The sequence below is a fragment of the Finegoldia sp. P2-F-LR genome (assembly GCF_052932265.1).
In genome coordinates this window covers 106386-129796 of the sequence record NZ_JBRFJF010000002.1, presented here as the reverse complement: position 1 = coordinate 129796, position 23411 = coordinate 106386, and the positions used below count along the sequence as shown (strand labels likewise).

The following is a 23411-nucleotide window of genomic DNA, read 5'->3' as shown; positions in this document are numbered from 1 at the left end:
AGTACGGATGTTTGGAGGGATTAAGATGACAGAGATAAAAGAACAGCTATCTCAACTCAATAAAATGTCCAATAAAAGTGAAGCTCTTTATCACAAAGTTGCTTTTTCTATTGGTATCTCTGATAGCTCACTTGGGGTACTGTATACGCTGCTGGACGCAGAGGCGCCGTGCTCTCAGTATGACCTGTGCAGCGAGTGGTCTATTCCCAAGTAAACTATCAACACCGCCGTAGCTGCCCTGCAAAAGAAAGGGATGGTGTTTCTTTCGCCCATCCCCGGAACAAGGAATAAGAAAAATATAGCGTTCACAGAGTTTGGTAGAGATTTTGCCGAAAAGACGGTTGGCATATTGCGCATGGCAGAGCTTGACGCTCTTGCGGAATTATCACCGGAAGAAAGAGAGCTTTATATTCGTTTGAATGAAAAATATAATTGTCGCTTGATCGAGAAACTTTATCGCATTATGGACGAGGTGAACCAAGACAGGAAAGATTGCGATTAAATAAGAAGGAGAAAATATAATTATGTCCAAGTATAAAAAAATGAAACAGCTCATAGCGGATATGCGCTTACCTGAGTATCGTTATAAGCAACTGCTTGATGCTGTGTTCCTACAAGGAATTATGCGTTTTGAAGATATGAAGTTGCTTCCAAAAACGCTGCGCGAAAAGTTGGTGGAGCAGTTTGGTGAAACTGTTGTGGAGATCAAGGCGATCCATCATGAGAAATCAATGCAAACTGACAAGGTGCTGTTTGAACTGTCGGACGGAAACCGTGTGGAAACGGTGGGTCTGTTTTATAAAGAGGGCTGGAACTCCTTTTGCATTTCATCTCAAAGCGGTTGCGGCTTCGGTTGTAAGTTTTGCGCAACAGGGACTTTGGGATTACGCAGAAACTTGACTGTGGATGAAATTACCGACCAAATCCTATATTTTATGCAACAAGGATGCAGTATCAACAGTATCTCTTTTATGGGAATGGGAGAGCCGTTCGCTAATCCACAAGTTTTTGAAGCCCTGCATGATCTGACCGCCCCGGAACTGTTCGGGCTGTCCCAGCGACGCATCACCATTTCGACTATCGGTATCGTGCCGGGTATTCAAAAATTGACAAGAGAATATCCGCAAGTCAATCTGGCCTATTCCCTCCACGCACCTACTGACCGTCTGAGGGAAACGCTCATGCCAATAACTAAAACATACCCCCTTGGTCAGGTACTGGATACATTAGATCAGCACATTCGGCAAACAAATCGCAAGGTGTTTTTGGCATACATCATGCTAAAGGATGTCAATGACAGCGACAGACACGCAGAGCAACTTACCAAGTTGTTATTCAAACACAAAAAGTATTTGCCACTATACCATTTAGATTTAATCCCATACAATCAAACGACAGTTACGGAAACTATGGTGCCCTCAAGCCACACACGAATAAAGGCCTTTTGCCGTATCATTCATAATGCAGGAATTAGCGTCAATATCCGAACGCAATTTGGCTCCGATATTAACGCTGCTTGTGGCCAGTTGGCGGGGGCCTACCGTGACGATCAAAAACAAGGAGAGAGAACAATGTCCGCTATACAAGAACAGTCTTTTGAATGGCTCTTGTGTCCTGTGTGCAAGAGCAAAACACGACTTAAAATCCGAAAGGACACGATACTTGACAATTTCCCACTCTTTTGTCCCAAATGCAAAAGTGAAATGCTTATCTGTGTCAAACAATTTCATATATCTATTATCAAAGAGCCAGACGCACAGACGCAGAGCCGATAATCCGTAGCCCTTGGGTGCGAGTTATCGGCTCTTTTGTTTTTTGGGGCGGGTATCAATCAAAGTTACCGCCTTATACGATGACTTTAGGAGGAACACGGCGGTTTCCATGGAGGGATCGTCGTGTTCATTTTGCTTTTTCACACTACCCGTGATTTTCACCTGCTAAAAAAAGCGTAGTTCTCCCTCCGGGATCGTCCGATCATGAACATGAAATATTCCAGTACATATATGTAAATAAAAACTCGTGCGTCCGCATAGCGTCATGCTGTGCGGGCGTTTTTATATATTCTTACCTTGGGACAAGTTGTCCCAAAGCTGGCAGCCCCGGCTGTCGATCCCCGCCCCCTCTCCGTTCAGAACGCCATCCACCCAGCTATCTGAACGGAGGAAAATATAATGGCTATCATCAATTTGAAAGAGTTTTACCCGTGGTACACCCACGATGAATATATCGAAGTTTCCGATGAAGTGGCCGCCGAACTGCGGGCGGACAAGCTGTACGAGGCTGCCCACCAGCGGCGGATCGTCCGCAACAAAGCGCAGTATTCCCTCGATTGCAATGATGGGATCGAATACTCTGCCTGTCTGCACGAGCCGACCCCGCAGGAGCTGTTGGAACGCATGGATCAGTTCTGCACTCTCTGGAACGCTCTCAACACCCTGCCGGAGATCCAAGGCCGCCGAGTGGATGCCTGTGTTATCCTCGGCAAGAGCTATTGCGAGGTTGCCAAGGCCGAGGGCGTAAATGAAAGTGCTGTGCGGCGTTCCGTAGAGCGTGGTTTGAAGCAGATGAAAAAACATCTTAAAGACACTCTGTAAGCCAGTCCGAATTGATGTGTTTGCTGTCCTTGGTATATAGAGAGGATTGATCCTCTCGACAACTGAATAGCGGCGGCTCCCGGCTTTGCCGGGGAGCCGAGCGGTGGGTACGCTGTGACTTCTCCCACGGGAGGACGAGCGATCCATACCAACACCGCAAGTGGGGCATCGCCACCCCACGGCCACGATCCGGCGTGGACAGGCTGGCCGCCTGTCCCGACCGGCCGCCGCACCCCAGCGGGAGCGTCATGTCGAGTATCGCTGTCTTATGACGGGCCAAGGAAATGAGCGTGGCGCTCCCAAAATCTTTATCAAGGAGGAAAACCTATTATGAGTTGCGATCCTGTATTGGCGGCTATGCTGGCCCGGCCGTGGAACAACAATGCCTGCCGGGGCTATGTCATCTACGCTATGGAAAACTGTGGCTTTTCTCCCACGGACATCCGGCGTGTGGTGGCAGAACTCCACGAGGTTTTTGACTTCTGCGGGCTGGAGGAGGCCCAGCAGCACTTTGAGAACGGCCCCTATTGACCTTGGGACAACCTGTCCCAAGGTGGAGCAAGGCAAGAGGGCGGCACCGCCGAGGTGCCGCCTTTCTGCGTTTCCCCACGGGACAAGGGGAACTGTCGGTCATTGTTTCTCGCTGCGCCGAAAGGAGGCCCACATGGAAGTTCCCGTACCAACCAAGGAGGAATACACTTATCAAGTCGGAAAAATCCAATTTATTGTCACGCCCGTCTACAAGGACAAAGGCGAGTCTATGCGTGACATTCTCTTGAAACTGATGTTGGCTGATTTGGAGCCAGCTTAACTTTTCATCCACATCCTTAACACGGGCGGTCAACGGAGGTATAATATAAATAGGATAAAACCTCTTGTTTGACTGCTGGAAGGAGGATATTTTGAAACAGTCAAGCAAGAAAACCGCCCTCGGCACAGCCGCCCTTTACTGCCGACTGAGCCGTGATGATAATATGGACAACGAGTCCAACAGCATCAGCAATCAGAAAAAGATACTGCAAAAAGCCGCCAAGGACAAGGGCTATACGGACACCATCTTTTTCGTGGATGACGGTATCACCGGCACCACCATGAAGCGCCCCGGCTTTCAGAAAATGATCGCCGCAATCGAGGCCGGGTATATCTCGGCGGTGTTCGTCAAAGACCTGTCCCGGCTGGGCCGCAACTACATTGAGGTGGGTAAGCTCACCGAGGAGTTTTTCCCGCTTCATGATGTGCGGCTGGTGGCCGTGTCCGATGGCGTGGACAGCGACGAGGGCGAGGATGACTTCACCCCGTTCAAAAACATAATGAATGAGTACTACGCCAAGGACATCTCCAAGAAGCGCCGGATCGTCAATAAGATGAAAGGCAACGCCGGGATTCCGCTGTCCCCACCGCCCTATGGCTATATCAAAAACCCGGACGATCCCCGGTTTTGGGTGGTCGATCCCGTGGCCGCCGATGTGGTGCGCCGTATCTACCGCATGGCGCTGGAGGGGTACGGGCTGGCCGAAACTGCCGCCGCTCTCGGCGCTGATGGTATCGTCAACCCCACCTACTACTGGCGCAGCAAGGGTACAAGCCGGGGCGGTTCCAAAAGTACCTTGGAGCCTACCAAGTGGGGCCATACCACGATCAAGAAAATCCTTACCACGCAGGAGTATTGCGGCGATGTCATCAACTTCAAAAGCTACTCCAAATCCTACAAGATGAAGCGCCGGATCGAAAACCCGGAGGAAAACCGGGCGATCTTCCTCAATGTTCACGAGGCTATTATTGATCGGCCCACTTGGGAAAAGGTACAGGCGCTGAAGGCCGGAACCCGGCGCAAGCGCCCCACCGTCACCCAAGAGCCAAGCGCCTTTTCCGGCGTGATGAAGTGTCCCGAGTGCGGCGGCAATCTGAACTTCCACTTTAATCAGAACAACCACGACATCAAGTTTTTCAGTTGCCAAAACCATAATTCGGGGCTGCGTAAATGCTCGTCCACCCACTATATTCGGCTGGACTTCTTGGAGCAGGTCGTTCTCTACGAGGTGCATCGGCTGGCCTGTTTCGCCAACGAGTACGAAAACGACTTTATCAAAGCGATGGTGGGCCGCTCGGCAAAGGTAGCCGAAAATGAGCGGGTACGCAAAAAGCGGGAGCTGGATGGGCTGCTGGCCCGTGACCGGGAGTTGGACACACTCTTTGAGCGGCTGTATGAGGACAATGTTTCCGGCAAGATCGACGATGCCCGGTTTGCGAAAATGGCAAAGCGCTATGAGCAGGAGCAGGGCGAGAACGCCGGACGCATCAAGGCCCTGCGGCTGGAAGTGAAAAAGCTGGAAGAAAAGCGGATGGATGTAGATGACTTCTTGGAAACGGTACGCCACTACACCAACGCCGCCAAGATCACCAAACGAATGGTAGCCGAGCTGATTGACCACATCGAGGTCTATCCTGCGGTCAAGGAGGACGGTGTAACCAACCAGCGGGTGACGATCCACTACAACTGTATCGGGGCCTTTGAGGTGCCGGATCGCCGCAAAATCCCCGAGCGGGACATCCTGCTGGAAACGAGAAAAGGCGTAGCATTAAGCTACGCCCCGGCGGTGTAAAGGTGGTGTGGGATATGAGAGTTTTCATTTACTGCCGTGTGGCCCGTGACGATACCTTTGCATTGGAACACCAGCGGTTCTTGCTCCAGCTTTACGCAAAGCGGGCGGGATATACCATTATCGGCGCTGCGGACGAATACGGCAGCGGGTTGACCCTTGACCGTCCGGGCATGGGAAAGGTCACACAGGCCGTTCTCGCTGGCGAGGTGGATGTGGTGTTAGTCCATAGTCTGACCCGGATAGGCCGGGAATGGGGGATGACCCAAAGCTATATCGACCAGCTCACCCGGCACAAGGTCAAGCTCCTTTGTATCAAAGAACGCTGCTTGTTCAGCGAAAAAGGCGTGATCCATTTTTGAGCATAAAAATGGACGTTATGCTGAAATGTGGAAACATTATACAGAGGCGATTGATTTGAAAGTTCAAACAAAGGTGGTGCAGTAAAATGAAAAAATTAAAAGAAATATTATTTTTATCAGATAAAGGCTATACTGATTTGAAAAAAGCAATCATTGCTTGTACGATTACAAATTTAGCAATGTTACTTCCGTTTTGTATTACAGTTATGGTTTTTAGTGAGCTATTAAATCCTTTTTTAGGGCAAGAGTTAGATTGGCAAAATATCTGGTTGCTTTGGGGAGCAGGTATTATTTCAGCAATCATTGTTTTCTTAGCTTCCAAAAATGATTATCGCAAGACTTATATTGCTTCTTATAAAGAGTCAAATGTTACTAGATTGCGTATTGCTGAACATCTGCGTAAACTTCCTATGAGTTTCTTCAACACAAAGGATTTATCAGAACTTACAACAAATATGATGTCGGATTGTAGTAGTATGGAGTCAATGTTAAGTAGTACTATTCCGCCTCTAATTGCAAATGGAATTTCTGTAACTTTAACCTGTGTTCTTCTTGCACTATTTGATTGGCGTTTAGCATTATGCGTTTTCATTACATTACCGATTGCTTTCTTAGTTATTTGGTGTAGCAGGAAATATCAGATAAAATTATTTGAAAAGCAAGTGGAAACAAAATTAAATGCGTCCAGTCAAGTACAAGAATATTTAGAGGGAATAAAAATCATTAAATCATGTAATTTAAGCGGCGTTCACTTTAGGACTTTGAACAGAGCGTTATTGGAAATGAAAAAAATTGCTGTTAAAGTTGAAATGGTTGTCGGTATTTTTATGTCCAGTGCAAGCATGATTTTACAAGCAGGAATAGGAATAACTATATTTGTAGGGACAATCTTATTAGTCAATGGACAAATTGAGCTATTACCTCTTCTTATGTTTTTCTTGATTGTAACAAAGATATATGGACCGATATTAGCTATTTTATCTCAATTAACTACATTATTAAATCTTAATGTCGTTACAGAAAGAATGAAAACATTATTGACTACTCCTGCTATGAGTGGGAAAGAAGAAACACCTCAAACTTATAATATTAAGTTAAATGATGTATCTTTTGCTTATAACAATGAAGATGTTATTCACAATGTTTCATGCACAATACCACAGGGAAGCATAACAGCGTTAGTTGGTCCGTCTGGAAGCGGAAAAAGTACAATCGCAAAATTGATTGCCAGATTTTGGGATATACAAAGCGGTTCAATAACGATTGGTAATAAAAACATTAAAACAATCAATCCTGAAAATTTAATGGAAAAGATGTCCTTTGTCTTTCAAGATGTTACATTGTTTAATGATACAGTTTTTAATAATATTCAAATGGGAAATCCTAATGCTACAAAAGAACAAGTATATAAAGCTGCCAAAGTAGCTTACTGTGATGAATTTGTTCGTAATCTGCCAAATGGATATGATACTATTTTAGGAGAAAACGGAAGTACATTGTCAGGTGGAGAACGTCAAAGAATTTCTATTGCAAGAGCTTTATTAAAAGACTCTCCGATTATTCTTTTAGACGAGGCAACCGCCTCTCTTGACCCAGAAAATGAAGTTTTCGTACAAAAAGCACTTGCACATCTGATAAAAGGTAAAACAGTTATTATGATTGCACACCGTCTAAGGACTGTGGTAGATGCAGACCAGATATTAGTAATGGAAAATGGAAAAATAGTTGAACATGGAACACATAATGAGCTTATGGAAAGAAAAGGGCTATATCACAAATTATATTCTATTCAACAAGAAAGTCTGGGGTGGTCTGTATAATCGTATAGAAAAACTGATATAGAATAGAAAAATAGTATTATAAGAGCAGAAACATTAAATTTTCAATGATTTACAATATCATAACTTGCTTTTCAAGATGTTTATGCTTAAAGGAGAAACACACATATGATTGGTCTGAAAAAACGAGATATTAAAAAAGCATTGAAAGCTGGGGCAAAAGCTGGCGGTGTATCATTGTCTGATGTTCGGGCGGATATTGAAGCAACGATTGATGAAGCTATGAACAGCACCGACCCAGAGGTGCAGGCAAATTTTAAAAAGTATTTTGGAAATAAACGCCCTACATCAGAAGAATATATTTACAAGATTACCCAAAAGACAAAAGTGTAATACAAAACAAGTGCTGTAAGGGGGATTGTATTATGGAACATTTTAAGCGAAATTCTATACAATCATACACTACCTAATAGCATTTTATTAAAAACTGAATATTTTACAGCTTTAATAGCTCGTATAAAACTATATGTTTTGTGCGGGCTTTTTTTGTACCCGAAAAAATTTTTTCAATTTTTTTCAAATTCCTGCAACAAATCACACCTTGCCGTACAGATATGGTGCGGAAAGAGGGATAAACACTTTTCACGTCATAACGGAAAGGGGGTGTGATGATATGAAACCGTCGAACTTCCAAAGAACGATACAATGTCAATTCGATTGCAAGCTCAAACGTGTAGTAAAGGGCATTGTCCGTAATTACCGCAAAGAATTAAAGCGACGAAGAAATAAGGAAATTTCCTATTGTGAACTTCCAGAAATCGTCGTGGAAAAGCTGGCTGTCTGGGACGAATATGAAAGCGATTATACCGCCTTTGATGTATGCGGTATTGAGGTTCGTGTCCTTGATGATGATTTAGCAGAAGCGATTAAGTATCTGTCTGAAAAGGACAGAGAAATCTTGTTGATGTACTTCTTCTTAGGCATGAGCGATACAGAAATCGGCGACAGATTAAAGATTAACCGTTCAACGTCGTTCCGCAGTAGGAAGAACTCACTTGAAGAAATCAAGAAAAAGTTAAAGGAGAACATGAATGATGAATAACACACGCCCGTCATTTTACCTTATCTCGTCGGCTGTGGACGGCAACGTAAATTCGATTGAAAAGATACTGGCATTTTATGACCCGTACATATCAAAATGTTGTTTACGTCCATTCTATGACAGATATGGTAATGTCTGCATAGTCGTAGACATGGAATTAAAGGGACGTATCAGAGAAGCACTTATCAAAATGATGTTGGACTTTGATATTCCTTTAGAAACCGAAGAATAAGAAGCAGTAACCGCAGAGCATGATTTGTTCAATCCCCTCTTTCCTGCTCTGCTCCTGCTTTTACATGAAAGCAACACGCTTTCGCCACAGCTCTTTGACAACTGAATAAAGCAGACAGATACGTTTGTGAGATAGCGAGCCACGGGGACTGTACGCCACGACCTTTTCAAAAAGAAAGCGAGCGACCCACGCAGTGATCCGAGAGCGACTGTTGGAAAAGTCGTTTTGCCACGACCTATCCTCACAGAATAATGATACGTCCGCATGGTGCGGTTCTGCCCACAAGAATGGGAATAGTTGAGATACTAACGGAGCTTTCCAAAGCCGTCTGCCTGCTTGTAAAAAACGACACACAGTAAAGGGGGTGTATAGATTATGAACAATACTGATGTGCCTATCTGGGAAAAATATACGCTGACGATTGAAGAAGCGTCTAAATACTTCCGTATTGGCGAAAAGAAATTGCGTAAATTAGCCGAAGAAAATCTTGACGCTGGCTGGGTTATCGTGAACGGTAATCGTATTCAGATTAAGCGAAAACAATTTGAAAAAATCATAGATACATTGGACGAAATCTAATGTCATTGAGCCGTAGATATGGTATAATAAGGTATAGCGTATCACGGCTCATTCCATGACGGAAAGGAGCTTTACACTATGTCTAATGTGAAACGAAAAGACAGTAAAAATCGCAATTTGCGTAATGGAGAGAGCCAGCGAAAAGACGGAAGATACGTTTATAAATATACCGATATATACGGAAAGCCACAATTTATCTATTCTTGGAAACTTGTACCGACAGACAAGACACCTGCTGGAAAGCGTGATGATATATCGTTGAGGGAAAAAGAAGCACAGATAAAAAAAGACCTTAACGACGGTATCGACACAGTCGGCGGTAAAATGACAGTCTGCCAGCTCTACGACAAGAAGAACAGCCAAAGAAAGAACATCAAAAGGGCTACTGAAAAAGGACGACAGTATCTTATGAACGCTCTGAAAAATGACCCATTGGGTATGAGGGCGATTGATACGGTTAAGCAGTCGGACGCTAAAGAATGGGCTATTAGAATGAGTGAAAAAGGATATGCCTATAAAACGATTGATAACTATAAGCGTTCCTTGAAAGCGTCATTTTACATGGCGATACAAGACGACTGTATCAGAAAGAACCCATTTGAATTTAAGCTAAGTGATGTTCTGGAAGATGATACCGAACAGAAAGTTATCCTTACACCAGAGCAGGAAGAACGCCTGCTTGCCTTTATGGAAAAGGACAAAATTTATAGTAAGTATTATGATGAGGTTGTGCTTCTGCTGGAAACGGGACTTCGTATTTCTGAATTTTGCGGACTGACGACGCATATTGATATGCAGAACAGAGTACTCAATATAGACCACCAGTTATTGAAAGATAGCGAAATGGGTTACTATATTGAAACGCCAAAGACCAAAAACGGAAAACGGGAACTTCCATTGACAGAACGGGCTTATCAAGCAATCCAAAGAATACTAAAGAACAGAGGAAAGGCACAACCGCTGATTGTAGGTGGTTACAGCAATTTCCTATTCCTAAATCGTGAGGGCTTGCCTAAAGTTGCAGGAAACTATGAGGGCATGGTGCGAGGACTGATTAAGAAGTATAACAAGTATCACACGGACAAGTTACCGAACATCACGCCACATTCATTCAGACATACTTATTGTACGAATATGGCAAACAGAGGAATGAACCCAAACACTCTGCAATACCTCATGGGACACGCTAACATAACCATGACACTTGGCTATTACGCACACGGTACATTTCAATCTGCAAAAGCAGAACTGGAAAGACTGGCTTGTTAATATCGGAGCTTATATTTACTACTCATTTACTACTTTTGGTTGCATTTTCATGCTGGTAAATGCCAGCTTATGCAAGGTATCTTCCGAAAAGAAAATACCGATAAAGCCCTAAAATACGGGATATATCGGCATTTACCAACTTATGAAAAGATAATCAGAAATTTAGTAAGTTTTTAAAAGAAAAACCTATATTTTCTATTTCAAAGGCTTCTGATAACAAAGTGTTCTCTAAGACTATTTTTTCACCAAGAAAATACTGTTCTTTTCTACCTTCATATAAATAGGGAATGACAGGGCTTTTCACAAAACCTGTAATATAAACAGTTTGATTCATTTTAAAATCATGAATATCTATAGATTCAAAGTATACTTTCATATAATTTGGCTCTCTTTTCCCATTAATAAAGATTGTTAAGTATGGATTTCTTTCCTTAAAACCTCCTTTTCCTACAATCCTTCCGCGGCAATAAAACTCGTTTAATAGTGGAATTTTCCTATCTTTTTTCATTTTTTACTCCTTTCTTCAATTAACTATTGAATATATGCATTAAAAGATTTTCAATAAAAAAGTCTGTGTGGAGAAAAACACGAATCAATACTTTTTTCTGACATATACAAGGTGAAATCAAAATTAGGAGGCAATTTACCTTGTATAATAAAAATAGCGTAAAAGATTGTTCTTATGAATTAGATGGGTTGGCACGTCTCTTACAAGAATTAATAGAAAAGTATGCAGATCAGTTAGATTTTGAAAAATTGGAAGTACCGCCAAGATGTTCAGAAAAAAATAAAAATGAGGATAATATTAATTCATCGGATTAGGTTATTGTATTGACTTTTATATTATGATTTATGTAAAATATAGGTATAACTATAACGTGAAAATATGTCCAAACTAAAGGTGGAAAAATGAAAAATAAAAAGGCGTATGTATATACAAGAGTGTCAACATCTATGCAAATTGACGGTTACTCACTTGATGCTCAGGAAGAAAGAATAAAACAGTATGCAAAAGCTTATGGTATAGAAATAATAGAAACCTATAAAGATGCTGGAAAATCAGGAACATCTATTTCAGGTAGAAATGAATTCATAGCTATGCTTAATGATATAGAAGCTGAAAAAGATAAAGTTGATTATGTAATGGTTTTTAAATTATCTAGATTTGGAAGAAATGCAGCGGATGTATTGCAGTCATTGCAAGTCATGGAAAATCATAATGTAAATCTGATTTGTGTTGATGATAGTTTAGATAGTTCTAAAGATTCTGGAAAGCTTGTTATAACAATTCTATCGGCAGTAGCAGAAATGGAACGTGAAAATATACTTTCTCAAACTATGGAAGGAAGGAAACAAAAGGCAAGAGAAGGAAAATGGAATGGTGGTTTTGCTCCAATTGGCTATTCATTAGATAATGGAGAATTAGTTGTTAATGAAGATGAAGCTAAAGCAGTAAGGATGATTTTTGATTTATATGCTAATTCAGATATGGGAGCCAATGGAGTATCTAAGTATTTAGTTTCTTTAGGTATTAATAAACCTATAAGACAAAATGGCAAGAATCCATATTTTTCAGCTAGTTTAATAAGACAAATATTGGATAATCCTGTATATAATGGGAAAATTGCATATGGAAGAAGAAAAACAATTAAAGATAAAACTACTGGTAAAATTAAATTAGAAAAATCTGATCATTATATTATAGCTCAAGGAAATCATGAAGCTTTAATTGATGATGAGTTGTGGAATACAGTACAGGAAAAAAGAAAATCTCAAGCTAAAAAGTATGAGAAGATAAATAGAGGAAAAGATGAGAGAGTTCATATCTTATCAAATCTAATAAAATGCCCATATTGTGGTGCTGGTTTGTATGGAAACAAAAGCCGTAAACGTAATAAAAACAAAGAAGGAGAGCATTACAAAGATTATTACTATTACGGTTGCAAACATCGACAAATGATGAATGGACATAAATGTACTTTTAATAAACAAATTAGAGCTGAATTAATTGAAAAAGAAGTTGAAACAATAATTACTCAAGTAGTTAGTAATCCTACTTTTGCCAAAAAAATTGAAGAAAAAATCAATATTCAAATAGACACAAAAGAAATTGATGAAGTTATTAATAAGCACTTAGCGAAGATTAGGCAATTAACAGGTACAAAAGCATCACTAATTAATCAAATAGATTCTTTAAATTTTGAAGATAAACATTATGATAGAAAATACACCGATTTAAATCTTAGACTTGATGCTATATATGACCAGTTAGAATATGCAGAAATGCAGTTAAATGATAGCAGAAAAAGGAAAGAGGCAATTCTTGAAGAAAAAATAACCTCGGATAATATTTATAAGATTCTTGTAAATTTTAATAGCCTTTATACAGTTCTTTCAGATATCGACAAGAAGAGATTACTTAACGAAATGATAGAAGAAATTCAAATTTATGACGAAAAAACAGAAAAGGACACTTGGATAAAATCGGTTGTTTTCAAGCTTCCGCTTATAGATAATGAGATTGACTTTGGTTTGGACAATAAAGATAATGTCGAAGCTATAGCGTTGATACAAAAGATGTAAATTTAGAAATCCTGCATTTTAAGCAGTTTTATAAGCATTTTGTCTTCGATAAAGATGAAGAAGGATACGTCAAAAAGACTCAAAAAAACTACATGAACGTAAGAGTAGTTTTGCAACTGGTATGAGGAAACACAAAAAAATATAATTAACTCATTTTGTACTTTCTACAAGAGTAGCTTAAAAGGCTGCTCTTTTTTTCTAAGAAGTGAGTGTATATAAATTTTAAATATAACTAATAATACAAAATCTGATCTCTGAAATCAGAAGTCCAGACTTCCGAAAATCGGAATTTAAGAACTACGAATAACAGATTTCTAGAATTCGAAAATCGGAGAGTAACTATAATAATATTAGTAATATTGAGTTAAGAAAGAATAATTTTAGAAAGGGAGTAAGGATTCGTTACATCCTTTTCAAAATATGAAACATTCACAAGCCGACTTTACATATTCGCTTTTATAACATATAATAAAAGCGTAAACGAGAGGAGGCAGACTATGGATACGCTTAAAGAATATATACAAGAAAATTTAGTAATCACCAACAAAGAAGCAGAAGAACTTGGATATACTAGGCATAATTTATCTGAATTAACAAAAATCGGACAATTAGAAAGATTAAGACCAGGTCTATATCAATTAAAAGGAAAAGTAATAGACGATTTTGTTTTAATATCATCAAATAGCAATCGAATTATATTTTCCCATCAAACAGCCCTATACCTCCACGACCTATCCGATAGGACTCCAAATGTATTTCATATATCTGTACCCCAAGGCTACAATGCAAGCCATATCAAAAAGAGGTACGAAGATCTACAAGTTCACTATGTAAAAAAAGATTTATACGAAATCGGAAAGACAGAAATAAAATCACCACAAGGCAATATTATCCCAGTTTACGATATAGATCGAACAATTTGCGACATCATAATCGACAGAGAAAAAATAGATAAACAGATTTTTACAGAAGCCTTAAAAATATACTTTAAATCACCAAATAAAAATCTAAGACGACTCATAAAATACAGTAGACTATTTAAAATAGAAGATGAAATTAGGAAATACATGGAGGTATTATCGTGATTAATATCGAGAGCATAAAGGGCAAGATAAGAAGTCTGGCAGAGAAGAAAAATCTAAAGTCGCAAGAAGTTTTAAAATATTGAATAAAAAAATTTTAATAAATAAAAAACATATAAAAGCATTTAACAATGACAATGTAATGTAGTAAGACATATATGACACTTTCAAAAAAATAAAAGAGGTGTTCTGATACAATGTGTTTAACCAAAAAACTCTTTGCATCGAAAGGAGCCCCTATTGAGTAAGATTATAACTGAAGAAATGAGATATCGTCAAAAAGTATGTGAATACGCATTAATGCACGTCGTGACAAAGGCGGCACGAAGGTATCATACTTACCGACAATTTGTGTATCGCCTACTGAAGCGATACGACGGCACGGCCGGCGGTCTCGCTCTTCGTTCACGAAAACCGAAAACAAGTCCCAAGGCCCACAGGGAAGAAGAACTGTGTTTGATACGTCGCATGCTAAGAAGAAATGATGTGTATGGTCTGGCGGAAGTGTATGTACGATGTCGTTCTAAGGGATACAGCCGATGTTTTGAAAGAATGTGTCGTCAAATACGTAAAAAAGGCTATAGAAAGCCACAAGCTCATCGTAAGAGCTACACACGCTATGAAGGGCTGGAGGAGAAGTTTCCGGGAGATAAGGTGCAAATAGACATCAAATACGTTCCGCAAGAATGTGTCCGCTTTCCAAGCTATGGATTACGCTATTACCAGATAACAGCTATTGATGAATTCAGTCGAAAGCGTGTTCTAAAAATCGTTGATGAGAAGTCGACCTATGAGACAACAAAATTTTTAGATGATTTATAAGAAAGAATGGGATTTTCCATTCATACCATTCAGGTAGACAACAGCTTAGAATTTGTGAACGACGATGATCACACCAATCGGGAAAGTCGCTTTGAACTGGCGGAAAGGGAAAAAGGCTGGGTTCTGCGAAGGACAAGACCCTATTCGCCGTGCCAAAACGGGAGAGTGGAGAGAAACCATCGAGAAGATGGGAAAATCCTGTATAATCGACACATTTTTACAAGAAAAAAAGATTTAATTAGTCAGGTAAAAAAGCATGAGCGACGTTACAATACGACAGCTAAATACGTTCTGAATTTCAAAAGCCCGGAAGAGATAGTACAAGAGTATTTTGAAGGCTCAGTCGCTTAGGCTAATGCATTTTCCAGGCGAGAAGGATAGTCACTTCCTTTCTCCAGGTCAAGGGACGCTCCCCTTGCTCACTCTTCGCCCTTGACAAGTCGAAAGCAAGTGTCTGTTAGAAGACCTCCGGAAAAAAGACAACTGTGTCAGATGCATCTTGATCGGAATGTGTAACATATGTCTTGACAGTTAAGAAATTCTAAAGCTATAGTCAACACTTTTATGTGAAATAGAAAACTAAAGTATGGTATAATAAACTTTAAATCGTGACTGAAAATAAGTGGGAGATAATTATGAAACTAAGTTATAAAAAATTATGGAAACTTCTTATTGATAGAGAAATAAAGCATAAAGATCTAATCAGTAAATTAGGAATTAGCAGAAGTACTTTTTATAAGCTTAAAAATGATGAGAATGTTAATACAGAAACATTGCTGAAGATTTGTAATACATTGGAATGTGATATATCAGAAATTATGGAGTGTATTGAAATTAATGAGTCTATAAAAAATTGAAATATCAATAAAGTTTGATATGTAACTATAAGGTTGCGTAAGGAATATTGATGAACCCCTTAATAAGTAACAGGTGTTGTAAAGGAGGGAGATTAATGAGTAACTTTACTATAGATGCCAGAACAATTTTTCAAATAGGTCGAGAATCGATTGAAAGTGTGACTTTGGCTGTTTCGGAAGTAATTAAAAATTCATATGATGCAGATGCATCTTTTTGTCATATTAGAATTGAAGAAAACAAACTTATATTTCATGATAATGGTACAGGTATGTCTTATGATGGACTAGAGAATAATTGGTTAAGGATAGGTACTGATAATAAAATAAAAAAACCATTTACAAATAAGGGCAGAAGAAAAATCGGTGAAAAAGGGATTGGAAGATTTGCTTTAAATAGGATTGGTAATATAGTTGAAATTTATACAAAGACATCTTTAGAAAGTTCTTATCTGAAAATTAATTTTAATGAATTTGAAAGAGGAGAAAATTTACAGGATATCTCAGTAAATTTAGAGCCTACAATAATAAATAAAAATATAAATGAATTATTAGGAGATCATGGAACTATAATTGTTATTACTGATTTGTTGGAAGAATGGGATGAAGCTTTGGTTGAAAAAATTCAGTTAGAATGTTTAAAATTAACATCGCTGAATAAGTCTTATTTAATGTTAGAAAACAATGAGCTTATTTTTAACAAAGAAAAAATTCAAAAGATAAAGAAAGAACAAAATGATGATATATTTGAAATAAAATTATTTAATGAAAAATATCCGAATAAAGAATTAGAAGAAACAAAGAGATTGGAAGAGTATCTAAATTACTCTTTGTTTCGTATGAAACTAAAAATAGACACTTCTTCTATGGAATATATTTATACTTTCAGTTTCCATCCTTATGAAGGGATGGATGTAGTCAAGAAAGGCGATCGAATAGAGAGCGGAAAAGATATTATTACTGACATTGATAAACGAGGAGCGACTCCATTAGCTAAAAGAGATATAGATTTAGGTGAAATTGAAGTTGAGCTTTTTGCTTATGATTTTTCTGCTCTGGTAAATAAATTTTCGCCATTAAAAAAAATTACACCATTAAAGCAAGTAGTAAAACAGAATGGTGGGGTTAGAGTATATAGAGATGGTCAAAGAGTCTACAATTACGGTGAACTAGGAATAGATTGGCTTGAGTTAGATTCAAGAAGAGTAAATCGACCAGGAAGGTTTTTGAGCAACAATGTATTGGTTGGAAATGTATATTTGAATAGAAATGATTCTGTCATTTTAGAAGAAAAGACGAATCGTGAGGGCTTTATAGCTAATGCAGGGTATCAAAAATTTAAGAAAATAATTCAAAGTGTAGTTTTTGAGTTTTCTTCAAAAGTAGAAGATGTAAAGTATTTAATTAAAAAATATTTAGGAGATCCAAAAGTAACAATTGATTATGATGACACAATTGATACTCTTTCTCAAAAAATTGATTCTATTGCGGAAATAAATGAAGAAGATAAAAAAGAGCTACATGACGGACTTTTTTTAGTTAGAAAACAGCTTAATTTTATAAAAGATGTCATGCTTAATACGTCTATTGAGGTAATGGACTATCTTAGTATAATGCATGACTTAGAAAAAAAATTAGAAAGAATGAAAGAATTAATAGAAAATCAAGATTATGGAAATTCTTTGGTAGAGCTAATAAATGAGACGAATAATTTAGTAATTAGACAAAATGATTTAATTAGAGATAAGAGCAAAAAAATATACTGTTTGAATGAGCTATTAATAAACATTATGTATAGAGCAAGATACAAGTTTAGAGCAAATGAAGTTCAAGTTTTAGAGGACTACACTGAGACACAGGGAGAACACATAAAAATTAATAAATCTTCTTTGATAAGAATTTTTGACAACTTAATTAACAATTCTTTGTATTGGAGAATGGGCCAAGATGACAAAATAAAAGTTTCTACAAAGAAAACAAATAGGTTTATTGAAGTTGTTTTTGAAGATAATGGAAGTGGTTTTAAGGGAGATTTAGAATACCTAAAAGAACCTTTTGTTACGAAGAAACCTGGTAATGAAGGTTTAGGATTAGGTTTGTTTATTGTTGGAGAACTTATGAAGAATCAAAATGGTAAATTTGAAATCAGCAATAATTCTTCGATTAAGGAGGGAAGCGCTCAGGTACGACTTATTTTCCCTAGGGAGGACAAAGATGACAATTAAAAAAAATAGTCAAGAAGAGCTAATAATCAATAAATGCTTGATTATTGATGACAACTTTTACGAAGTAAAAGATATTATTTTCAATCTAAATAATCAAGCAATTAGTACTGATTATCGAAAAGATGTACTAGATATGGGGGTTGAGATAGACCCTAATATACAGTTAGTTATATTAGATTTATATATGTCTGAAAGTCAAGATTCTTTTAGTAATGCCTTAGAAAGTGTGGCGTTTCTTAATGAGCACATTAAAGGACCATTTTTTTTATTAATCTGGACAAAGCATAAGGATAAATTTGAAAAGTTTTCTGAAATTCTTTGTGAAAAATACAGTAATTATGAGAATTTTCCTTTAGATATCGAAATGTTGTCAGCGACAAAAATAACAGGACAACAGGATTCAGTAGTTATTAATAAGACTGTTGATGATATTATTCAATATATTAGAAGTATTAAAGGAAAGTATACCAATATATTTTATTATTTGAAGTTGACAAAAATATTTCAAAAACAGTCAACAATGTTTTGGAGAATATTCAAATCCGATAGTCTAGATAATAAAAAAAATCCGAATGAATTTAGTAAATATTATGAGAAAGTTTTAGGACAAGCATTTAATTCTTTTGACAAATCCTTTAATTATGAAAAATCTGGTAAGGGATTTTTAAATATACACGCTAAATTTTTAGAGCATGAACTTACAGTTAATCGTATAGATTATCAAAGCGAACATGATGAGTTGGACAATAAATTCAAGAAAGAAATTAACTCTAGACTATTAATACACAACTTTTATGATTCAAAACCAGAAGAAGGATTACCTGGCTTAATTTATAAAGAAAGCGAAGAAGAAGTCTCTAAAAATCAAGAGCGTATTGAAGAATTTTTTTCGATTACAAATCTGAATGAGGTAAAATTGTCTCCCGCCGAATCCTTAAAATATAATTATTTTAAATTAGGAACTTTATTAGGTAAAGGTCAGAAAGATAAAGATCACTTAGTAGAATTATTACAAACTCCCATTAATCTAGAAATAAAAAACGATTCAAAAATATTAGACCATTTTAAAGAGATTGAAGTTGAATTACCATTAGACACTTCAACTTTAGGTCAAGTGTTAGAAAATATATTAAGATTAAAAATTGAGATAGGAAAACTTATAATAACTCCTTATTGTGATTTCGCACAAAAGAAAAAGAAAGATGTATTATATTTACCAATCTTGATTGTAGAAGATGATTTTAAAAACAAAAATAAATTGTTTAAGCCTAATGTAAACTTTTTAGATTTACATAATGGCAAATATATAGCTTATATAGTTTCTATGTACAATGTTTGTAACGTAGAAAAACTAGGTCATCAAATGTATTCTTTTTATCTGAGTAAAGAGTACGTAAATGAAATTCAGATTAATGTTGCAAATAATATTTCCAGAATTGGGACAACCATCCTTGATTATCGTAAAGAAGAGGTGGAAGGATGAGAGTAATTGATTTATTTGCAGGCGGAGGAGGACTAAGTGAAGGTTTTAGGTATAATGAGTTTAAGTTTATATGTCATATTGAAAAAGATTATGCTGCTTGTCTTACACTAAAGCTACGAAATGTCTATTACTATTTGAAAAATTTAGATAGCTTAGAAATATATAATGAGTATTTAAAGGATAATATTACTTTTAAAGAATTGTTAAATGAAATTCCAGAAAATGTTATTGAGGATGTTTTAAATTATGAGATTAACGATGAAAGTATTACGGAAATTTTTAATTATATAGATAAAAAAATAGGAGAAGATTCGTTAGATGGCATAATTGGAGGTCCTCCATGTCAAGCTTATTCAACAATTGGAAGAGGTAAAAACAAGCATAAAAAAGAAACAGATGAAAGAATTTATCTTTATGAGTATTATATTGAATTTTTAGAAAAGTATAAACCTAAGTTTTTTATCTTTGAGAATGTCAATGGATTATTATCCTTTAGGGACTTTAATCATAGGCGTTTGCTCCCTATTATTTTAGAATCTTTTGACATCGCAGGATATAACGTAAAATGGCAGATTGTAAACACAGAAGACTATGGCATTGCACAAAAAAGAGAGAGATTGTTTTTAGTAGGCTTTAGAAAAGATTTGAATTTAGAAAAAAACTTTTTTGAAGTATTAGGGCAGTATAAGTGTCAAGCACCCACGATTACAGAATTATTCGAGGATTTACCTGATATAAAAGCAGGAGAACAAAAAAATGAGTATTCAAAATCGATAGACAGTTCATTAGTTACTAAAGAATATCGAGATATCTTGACAGATGTTTTGACACAACATATTAGTCGACCAAATAACGAAAATGATTTGAAAATTTATAAATTAGTTTCTGACGCCAAAAAACATGGTGTAAACCTCAAATATAATGAACTACCAGAAGAGTTAATTACACATACGAATACTAAATCTTTTTTAGATAGATATAAGGCGATTGATGGAGATTCAGTATCACATACAGTTGTTGCTCATATTTCTAAGGATGGACACTATTATATTCACCCTGATAGTAAACAGAACAGATCTATAAGTGTTAGAGAGGCTGCTAGAATACAGGGATTCCCAGACAATTATTATTTTGAAACTTCTAGGACATCGGCTTTCATTCAAATTGGTAATGCAGTTCCACCCAAGCTATCTAGAAAATTAGCAATGTCAATTTTAGAGATCTTGATAGGGAAGTAGAGATTATCTCTCCGCTTCCTTGTCCATATAATTCTCATAATTCTTTTTATACTGAACCAACTCATAAAATAGCTCATTCGAATTAGAATACTCTTGCATAAGGGTATTCTTTTTTTCGTGCAATTCATTAAGTTGTTGAAGTATTTCTTTTGACTTTAGTACTGAGTCATGTTCCTTTTGGATTGCTTTAGATGCAACAATGTAGAGCTGAATTTCAGAAGAATACTCTTCTAAGAATGATTGGTCACTTGGATTCTCTTTATGATATTTGTAGTGCTAACGATATTTTCTAATAGTTTCAACATGCTCCATTGTTTCGGCAAGACTGTCCATTTTTGATTCGATTATTTGAATTTCATCAAGTAATTTTTGTCTTTCGTCAGCAGACTTTTCGATATAAATTTCTAACTCCTGTTTGGAGTTAATTCCTAGTTCACGTATAGCAATAACAGATTCAGCCATTGTTTTGAGGTTATGTTTCTTAGCCCAAAACTTATAGCCTTTACTAGTTTTAGTTTTTTCATTCTGTTCAATATCAATTACTTTTCTAACTTTTTTTTGACTTTGGGATGAGTATGTTGAAGGTTTTCATTAAGTCTTTCTTTCAATATATCTTCTGTATAATCTTCTCCGATAGTCTTCGATCTTGTAAATCTTTGCTTATCTTTATGACGAAAAGCAATGTGTTTACCAAACTTAATTTCATAATCCAGGGTTTTCATATTTTCTAAAAATTCTTCCCATGATTTAGACTTATTAATCATTCTATCTATATCAAATTGCAGTTTAGATTTCCAAGAATTTCCTTTCTTGTTTTGGTCATATTCGTACCAAGACTTACCAGCAGTTTTATATTTTCTTTTGTAAGCTTCATAGTATTCATCAATGACTGAAAGCTTATTTTCTTTACATAACTCATCACTTTGATACCTGATTTTGTGGTAAGTTTTTTTGTTAGATTGGTAGCATTTACCAGTCCTGTAATTTACATTATTAAAAATAATATGGTTATGGATATGTCCTCTATCTATATGAGTTGCAAGAACAAATTCATAATCTTCTTTTAAAATTTTCTTGCATAACTCCATTCCAATTTCGTGAGCTTTTATAGGATCAACCTCTCCTGGTAGAAAAGATTGAATTAAATGTCTAGCTAAGACTGTTCCTTTAGTATCATTATCTTCTCGAGTTTTCAAAAATTGAATATGGGCAGTAGATGGATGACATTTGAATGAAGATACTAAGATTTTTTCATCAGTTTTTTCACTATTGGTTATATAATCTATTGCCAAATTTAGAGTTGATTTTATAGGATGTATTTTTGTAATTGCCATACTAATCACCAGAACTTTCTTTTGACTTATTAAGAAGTAGGGAATGGATCTGCCATATTTCTCTTGATAATTTTTCTATTTCTTTATTCATTGAGTCGATTTCATTTTTGTAAATAATGCCAGTTGCATTAGTAGCTTTTGCAATCTGGTTTATGTTATTTGTTGCATTTGAAAGCAGCCATTGTAGGTTTCTAAATGGTTCTAAATCTACAACATAAATCTCTTTTTCTAATACGCATTTTCTAAGAAAGTGGGACATAGTTTTGCAATTAGCAAGTTTCATTTTCTTTTCAAAAACTTCCTTTTCTTCATCTGTTAAATATATTTTCAGTTGATTATTTCTTTTTCTATTATCCATAGTATATCTCCTTATCATAAAATATTGGGGTCTTAGGGTTCTCCCTAACAAGGTAAAATTGATAAAAAAAGAAGCAGTCCATAAAGGTTCTGCTTCATCAATTTTTCGTAAGTGGGTACTCACTTACTGTGCTTGCTATTAAAGTTATAAGCGTTAAGCGTTTATTAGATTTTATTAATTATACCGCATTTAAAAAAATTAATAAAGAAGTATAAGCGAAGCTATTGACAATGATTATCAGTTCTGATACAATAATACCGACAAGAATGTCGGTTTGGAGGTTATTTATGAAATGAAAATGGAAGCTGATGAAAGAAAAAAGCAAATTAGACAAGCAGCTATTAAAGTCTTTTTGGATAAGGGATTTAGAAATACAGTTATGAATGACATTATGGAAGCTACTGGGCTTTCTAGAGGTGGTTTGTATCATCATTATGGTTCTACCTATGAAATTTTATACGACATTATGTTAGAAGGAAATAAATACAGAGAGAAGATAATCTATGATGAGATGAATAAAACAAGTCAGGATTTTAGCGAAGTTTTATCTGAGATTATTTTAGAAAAAATGCTATATCAGAGTGACTATGTTTCAATTTATGCAATGTTTTTGCAGGAATTAAATCATGACGATAAGTTAAAAGACTTATATAAGAAACTAAAAAAATCATCATCTGATAGTATTTTAATGTTATTTGATGAAGATGTAAGAGGTGAATTAAGTGAAGCTATCGAATTAATAACTGATTTTATTAACATATTTATTCTAGGTTGTGAAGTTCTAAATGCAAGAGAAAATTTTGTGAAGAACAAACTTGCATTAAAAAAAATGATAGGAATTATCTTAGATAATAATGCTAAGTAAATCTTAGGGTTTACTCAGAAAGAAAAAACATATCTTAAATTGGAGGTTTAT

Annotated in this window: 25 protein-coding genes and 2 pseudogenes; 24 read left to right on the top strand and 3 right to left on the bottom strand. The window is 36.5% G+C overall.

Annotated features, from left to right (window positions below; translation table 11 throughout):
• Window positions 1-25 precede the first annotated feature (25 nt).
• From ACU68W_RS01830 to ACU68W_RS01765, 14 genes are all read left to right on the top strand, one after another.
• Window positions 26-214, top strand: coding sequence for a MarR family transcriptional regulator (locus ACU68W_RS01830; protein ID WP_009896541.1), 189 nt, complete (start codon window positions 26-28; stop codon window positions 212-214).
• Between the two features lie 39 nt (window positions 215-253).
• The gene (locus ACU68W_RS01825; protein WP_009896540.1) at window positions 254-502 is read left to right on the top strand and encodes a hypothetical protein; all 249 of its coding nucleotides are present in this window, start codon (window positions 254-256) and stop codon (window positions 500-502) included.
• 22 nt (window positions 503-524) lie between these two features.
• Window positions 525-1775 carry a Cfr family 23S rRNA (adenine(2503)-C(8))-methyltransferase gene (locus ACU68W_RS01820; RefSeq protein ID WP_002578771.1) on the top strand — a complete coding sequence of 417 codons (1251 nt, stop codon included), beginning with the start codon at window positions 525-527 and terminating at the stop codon, window positions 1773-1775.
• 396 nt (window positions 1776-2171) lie between these two features.
• Entirely contained in the window at window positions 2172-2594 is a 423-nt protein-coding gene (locus ACU68W_RS01815; RefSeq protein ID WP_009896537.1) for an RNA polymerase sigma factor, read from the top strand.
• Between the two features lie 330 nt (window positions 2595-2924).
• A complete protein-coding gene (locus ACU68W_RS01810) occupies window positions 2925-3125 on the top strand; it encodes a hypothetical protein (RefSeq protein ID WP_009896535.1) in 201 nt (66 codons plus the stop codon).
• Between the two features lie 133 nt (window positions 3126-3258).
• Window positions 3259-3405 carry a hypothetical protein gene (locus ACU68W_RS01805; protein WP_009896533.1) on the top strand — a complete coding sequence of 49 codons (147 nt, stop codon included), beginning with the start codon at window positions 3259-3261 and terminating at the stop codon, window positions 3403-3405.
• A 91-nt stretch (window positions 3406-3496) separates the two neighbouring features.
• Window positions 3497-5197 (top strand): recombinase family protein, encoded by a 1701-nt coding sequence (locus tag ACU68W_RS01800; protein ID WP_009896532.1) that lies wholly within the window; start codon window positions 3497-3499, stop codon window positions 5195-5197.
• 14 nt (window positions 5198-5211) lie between these two features.
• The gene (locus ACU68W_RS01795) at window positions 5212-5556 is read left to right on the top strand and encodes a recombinase family protein (protein ID WP_009896530.1); all 345 of its coding nucleotides are present in this window, start codon (window positions 5212-5214) and stop codon (window positions 5554-5556) included.
• 86 nt (window positions 5557-5642) lie between these two features.
• Window positions 5643-7376, top strand: a complete 1734-nt coding sequence (locus ACU68W_RS01790; RefSeq protein WP_003417799.1) for an ABC transporter ATP-binding protein — start codon at window positions 5643-5645, stop codon at window positions 7374-7376.
• A 126-nt stretch (window positions 7377-7502) separates the two neighbouring features.
• Entirely contained in the window at window positions 7503-7727 is a 225-nt protein-coding gene (locus ACU68W_RS01785; RefSeq protein ID WP_003417802.1) for a hypothetical protein, read from the top strand.
• A gap of 280 nt (window positions 7728-8007) precedes the next feature.
• Window positions 8008-8436 (top strand): RNA polymerase sigma factor, encoded by a 429-nt coding sequence (locus ACU68W_RS01780; protein WP_009896527.1) that lies wholly within the window; start codon window positions 8008-8010, stop codon window positions 8434-8436.
• Entirely contained in the window at window positions 8429-8668 is a 240-nt protein-coding gene (locus ACU68W_RS01775) for a helix-turn-helix domain-containing protein (RefSeq protein WP_009896525.1), read from the top strand. The genes ACU68W_RS01780 and ACU68W_RS01775 overlap by 8 nt, the downstream gene beginning before the upstream one ends.
• A 375-nt stretch (window positions 8669-9043) precedes the next feature.
• Window positions 9044-9247: an excisionase gene (locus ACU68W_RS01770; protein WP_002347229.1), complete on the top strand. Its 204-nt coding sequence runs from the start codon at window positions 9044-9046 to the stop codon at window positions 9245-9247.
• A gap of 78 nt (window positions 9248-9325) precedes the next feature.
• Window positions 9326-10516 carry a tyrosine-type recombinase/integrase gene (locus ACU68W_RS01765; protein WP_003417815.1) on the top strand — a complete coding sequence of 397 codons (1191 nt, stop codon included), beginning with the start codon at window positions 9326-9328 and terminating at the stop codon, window positions 10514-10516.
• Between the two features lie 154 nt (window positions 10517-10670).
• Here ACU68W_RS01765 and ACU68W_RS01760 read toward each other — a convergent pair whose 3' ends face one another.
• Complete coding sequence (locus tag ACU68W_RS01760) at window positions 10671-11024, bottom strand: hypothetical protein (protein WP_446756013.1); 354 nt, start codon at window positions 11022-11024, stop codon at window positions 10671-10673.
• A 140-nt stretch (window positions 11025-11164) separates the two neighbouring features.
• Here ACU68W_RS01760 and ACU68W_RS01755 point away from each other — a divergent pair, with 140 nt between their 5' ends.
• The 9 genes and pseudogenes from ACU68W_RS01755 to ACU68W_RS01715 all read left to right on the top strand — a co-directional run bounded on the left by ACU68W_RS01755 (window position 11165) and on the right by ACU68W_RS01715 (window position 20803).
• Entirely contained in the window at window positions 11165-11338 is a 174-nt protein-coding gene (locus ACU68W_RS01755) for a hypothetical protein (protein WP_000282420.1), read from the top strand.
• A gap of 87 nt (window positions 11339-11425) precedes the next feature.
• Entirely contained in the window at window positions 11426-13099 is a 1674-nt protein-coding gene (locus tag ACU68W_RS01750) for a recombinase family protein (RefSeq protein ID WP_130820053.1), read from the top strand.
• 497 nt (window positions 13100-13596) lie between these two features.
• The gene (locus ACU68W_RS01745) at window positions 13597-14184 is read left to right on the top strand and encodes a type IV toxin-antitoxin system AbiEi family antitoxin domain-containing protein (protein WP_094223832.1); all 588 of its coding nucleotides are present in this window, start codon (window positions 13597-13599) and stop codon (window positions 14182-14184) included.
• A pseudogene (locus ACU68W_RS01740) lies at window positions 14181-14261 on the top strand (nucleotidyl transferase AbiEii/AbiGii toxin family protein); the annotation flags it as partial. The gene ACU68W_RS01745 and the pseudogene ACU68W_RS01740, both read left to right, overlap by 4 nt.
• 160 nt (window positions 14262-14421) lie before the next feature.
• Window positions 14422-15003, top strand: coding sequence for a hypothetical protein (locus ACU68W_RS01735; protein ID WP_199797325.1), 582 nt, complete (start codon window positions 14422-14424; stop codon window positions 15001-15003).
• A 635-nt stretch (window positions 15004-15638) separates the two neighbouring features.
• Window positions 15639-15860: a helix-turn-helix domain-containing protein gene (locus ACU68W_RS01730; RefSeq protein ID WP_019034331.1), complete on the top strand. Its 222-nt coding sequence runs from the start codon at window positions 15639-15641 to the stop codon at window positions 15858-15860.
• A 95-nt stretch (window positions 15861-15955) separates the two neighbouring features.
• The gene (locus ACU68W_RS01725; RefSeq protein ID WP_446756012.1) at window positions 15956-18082 is read left to right on the top strand and encodes an ATP-binding protein; all 2127 of its coding nucleotides are present in this window, start codon (window positions 15956-15958) and stop codon (window positions 18080-18082) included.
• The gene (locus ACU68W_RS01720) at window positions 18072-19565 is read left to right on the top strand and encodes a hypothetical protein (RefSeq protein ID WP_446756011.1); all 1494 of its coding nucleotides are present in this window, start codon (window positions 18072-18074) and stop codon (window positions 19563-19565) included. Before ACU68W_RS01725 ends, ACU68W_RS01720 begins: the two co-directional genes overlap by 11 nt.
• Window positions 19562-20803, top strand: coding sequence for a DNA cytosine methyltransferase (locus ACU68W_RS01715; RefSeq protein ID WP_019034328.1), 1242 nt, complete (start codon window positions 19562-19564; stop codon window positions 20801-20803). Before ACU68W_RS01720 ends, ACU68W_RS01715 begins: the two co-directional genes overlap by 4 nt.
• A 3-nt stretch (window positions 20804-20806) precedes the next feature.
• Here the strand turns inward: ACU68W_RS01715 and ACU68W_RS01710 are convergent.
• Window positions 20807-22137: pseudogene (locus ACU68W_RS01710) on the bottom strand (relaxase/mobilization nuclease domain-containing protein).
• Window position 22138: 1 nt separating this feature from the next.
• A complete protein-coding gene (locus ACU68W_RS01705) occupies window positions 22139-22495 on the bottom strand; it encodes a plasmid mobilization protein (RefSeq protein ID WP_094223829.1) in 357 nt (118 codons plus the stop codon).
• A gap of 292 nt (window positions 22496-22787) precedes the next feature.
• Between ACU68W_RS01705 and ACU68W_RS01700 the strand changes: the two genes are divergently transcribed.
• A complete protein-coding gene (locus ACU68W_RS01700; RefSeq protein ID WP_446756010.1) occupies window positions 22788-23360 on the top strand; it encodes a TetR/AcrR family transcriptional regulator in 573 nt (190 codons plus the stop codon).
• The last annotated feature ends 51 nt before the right edge of the window (window positions 23361-23411 follow it).

Excerpts from the sequence above, each read along its gene's own strand:
- ACU68W_RS01830 (WP_009896541.1), top strand. The coding sequence starts at position 26 with ATGACAGAGATAAAAGAACAGCTATCTCAACTCAATAAAATGTCCAAT.
- ACU68W_RS01825 (WP_009896540.1), top strand. The coding sequence starts at position 254 with ATGGTGTTTCTTTCGCCCATCCCCGGAACAAGGAATAAGAAAAATATA.
- ACU68W_RS01820 (WP_002578771.1), top strand. The coding sequence starts at position 525 with ATGTCCAAGTATAAAAAAATGAAACAGCTCATAGCGGATATGCGCTTA.
- ACU68W_RS01815 (WP_009896537.1), top strand. The coding sequence starts at position 2,172 with ATGGCTATCATCAATTTGAAAGAGTTTTACCCGTGGTACACCCACGAT.
- ACU68W_RS01810 (WP_009896535.1), top strand. The coding sequence starts at position 2,925 with ATGAGTTGCGATCCTGTATTGGCGGCTATGCTGGCCCGGCCGTGGAAC.
- ACU68W_RS01805 (WP_009896533.1), top strand. The coding sequence starts at position 3,259 with ATGGAAGTTCCCGTACCAACCAAGGAGGAATACACTTATCAAGTCGGA.
- ACU68W_RS01795 (WP_009896530.1), top strand. The coding sequence starts at position 5,212 with ATGAGAGTTTTCATTTACTGCCGTGTGGCCCGTGACGATACCTTTGCA.
- ACU68W_RS01790 (WP_003417799.1), top strand. The coding sequence starts at position 5,643 with ATGAAAAAATTAAAAGAAATATTATTTTTATCAGATAAAGGCTATACT.
- ACU68W_RS01785 (WP_003417802.1), top strand. The coding sequence starts at position 7,503 with ATGATTGGTCTGAAAAAACGAGATATTAAAAAAGCATTGAAAGCTGGG.
- ACU68W_RS01780 (WP_009896527.1), top strand. The coding sequence starts at position 8,008 with ATGAAACCGTCGAACTTCCAAAGAACGATACAATGTCAATTCGATTGC.
- ACU68W_RS01775 (WP_009896525.1), top strand. The coding sequence starts at position 8,429 with ATGAATAACACACGCCCGTCATTTTACCTTATCTCGTCGGCTGTGGAC.
- ACU68W_RS01770 (WP_002347229.1), top strand. The coding sequence starts at position 9,044 with ATGAACAATACTGATGTGCCTATCTGGGAAAAATATACGCTGACGATT.
- ACU68W_RS01765 (WP_003417815.1), top strand. The coding sequence starts at position 9,326 with ATGTCTAATGTGAAACGAAAAGACAGTAAAAATCGCAATTTGCGTAAT.
- ACU68W_RS01760 (WP_446756013.1), bottom strand. The coding sequence starts at position 11,024 with ATGAAAAAAGATAGGAAAATTCCACTATTAAACGAGTTTTATTGCCGC.
- ACU68W_RS01750 (WP_130820053.1), top strand. The coding sequence starts at position 11,426 with ATGAAAAATAAAAAGGCGTATGTATATACAAGAGTGTCAACATCTATG.
- ACU68W_RS01745 (WP_094223832.1), top strand. The coding sequence starts at position 13,597 with ATGGATACGCTTAAAGAATATATACAAGAAAATTTAGTAATCACCAAC.
- ACU68W_RS01730 (WP_019034331.1), top strand. The coding sequence starts at position 15,639 with ATGAAACTAAGTTATAAAAAATTATGGAAACTTCTTATTGATAGAGAA.
- ACU68W_RS01725 (WP_446756012.1), top strand. The coding sequence starts at position 15,956 with ATGAGTAACTTTACTATAGATGCCAGAACAATTTTTCAAATAGGTCGA.
- ACU68W_RS01720 (WP_446756011.1), top strand. The coding sequence starts at position 18,072 with ATGACAATTAAAAAAAATAGTCAAGAAGAGCTAATAATCAATAAATGC.
- ACU68W_RS01715 (WP_019034328.1), top strand. The coding sequence starts at position 19,562 with ATGAGAGTAATTGATTTATTTGCAGGCGGAGGAGGACTAAGTGAAGGT.
- ACU68W_RS01705 (WP_094223829.1), bottom strand. The coding sequence starts at position 22,495 with ATGGATAATAGAAAAAGAAATAATCAACTGAAAATATATTTAACAGAT.
- ACU68W_RS01700 (WP_446756010.1), top strand. The coding sequence starts at position 22,788 with ATGAAAATGGAAGCTGATGAAAGAAAAAAGCAAATTAGACAAGCAGCT.